Below are 1,332 nucleotides of genomic sequence, written 5' to 3' on the forward strand. Positions count from 1 at the left end.
GCTTCCCCGCTCCAGAGCCAGAACCAAACAACGCCCCGAAACCGCAAAACCCTCACATCAGCCGCAATCGCAGCCGCAGCCCTCCTCCTGACCGCGTGCGGCGGGGGAGCCGCACCCCAAGGTGCCGAACAAGCGGCAGCTGCCGATCCGGCGTCGGGCGCTAATGCCAGCGGCAACGTGAACATCTGCGGGGTCAAGGACGCGAGCGGTATCTACAAGGGAACGGCGGAGGCGTTCACCAAGGCGAACGGCAAGGTCACGGCCAAGTACACGGAGATCGGCGCCACCACGGATGAAGCCCGCACGCAGATCGTGCAGCGGCTCGAGGGCAAGTCCACGGAGTGCGACATCTTCATCACGGACGTCATCTGGACCTCCGAGTTTGCCTCCCAGGGCTGGCTGCTGGACCAGACCAAGCTGGTGGAGGCCAACAAGGACCGGCTCATTCCCTCCACTGTGGAAACCACCAAGTATGAGGACAAGTACTGGGGCTCGCCGTTCTTCACCAACGCCGGACTGATCTACTACCAGAAGGACAAGGTGGCCAAGCCCGAGTCCTGGCAGCAGCTCTACGCGGAAGCCGCCAAAGCGCCCGGCAACGGGTTCGTCTACCAGGGCAAGCAGTACGAGGGCCTCACGGTGAACTTCCTCGAAATGCTCTACAGCGCAGGCGGCGAAGTCCTCAACGAGCAAGGCGACGTCAAAATCGACTCCAAGGAGACCCGCGACGTCCTGAACTTCATGAGTGACGGACTCAAGAACGGCTCAGCCGACCGCGCCGTCCTCACCTACAACGAAGACCCCGCCCGCCTCGCCTACGAGTCCGGTGACTTCGGATACCAGCGCAACTGGCCGCACGTGTACCGCCTGCTCAACGCGACACCGCTGGCGTCCAGCTTCGCGGTCGCGCCGCTGCCGGCATGGGAAGGTGGCAAGGCCTCCGGCGTGCTGGGCGGCTGGAACCTGGCGATCTCCGCCCACTCCACCAACCAGGCCGGGGCTGTCGCGTTCATCGACTTCGCCACCACCCCGGACTGGCAGAAGCACGTGGCCATGGACTACTCGCAGGCCCCGGTGAACGAGGCCGCCTACTCGGACCCGGCCGTGCTGCAGAAGATGCCGTTCGCCACCGAACTCCTCGCCTCCGTGAAGGGTGCCAAGCCCCGCCCGATCTCCCCGGTTTACCCGCAGATCAGCCAGGCGATCTACAAGAACGTCTACGCCGTCCTCTCCGGCACCGCCTCCACCGAGGACGCCGTGAAGAGCATGGCCGAGGAGATCACCAGCGCCAAGGCGAGTTTCTGATCATGGCCACCAAAACAATCCCGCCAA

1 protein-coding gene is annotated in these 1,332 nt (G+C 64.5%); it reads left to right on the forward strand.

Features of this window, described 5'->3' with window-relative positions; genetic code table 11:
- Nucleotides 1–1,305, forward strand: a 1,305-nt coding sequence (locus tag HP499_RS24305) for an ABC transporter substrate-binding protein (RefSeq protein ID WP_172326581.1), incomplete at its 5' end; no start/stop codon positions are given.
- Between the last annotated feature and the right edge of the window lie 27 nt (nt 1,306–1,332).

This window comes from Paenarthrobacter sp. CM16 (assembly GCF_013179505.1).
In the GTDB taxonomy this organism is placed as follows: domain Bacteria; phylum Actinomycetota; class Actinomycetes; order Actinomycetales; family Micrococcaceae; genus Arthrobacter.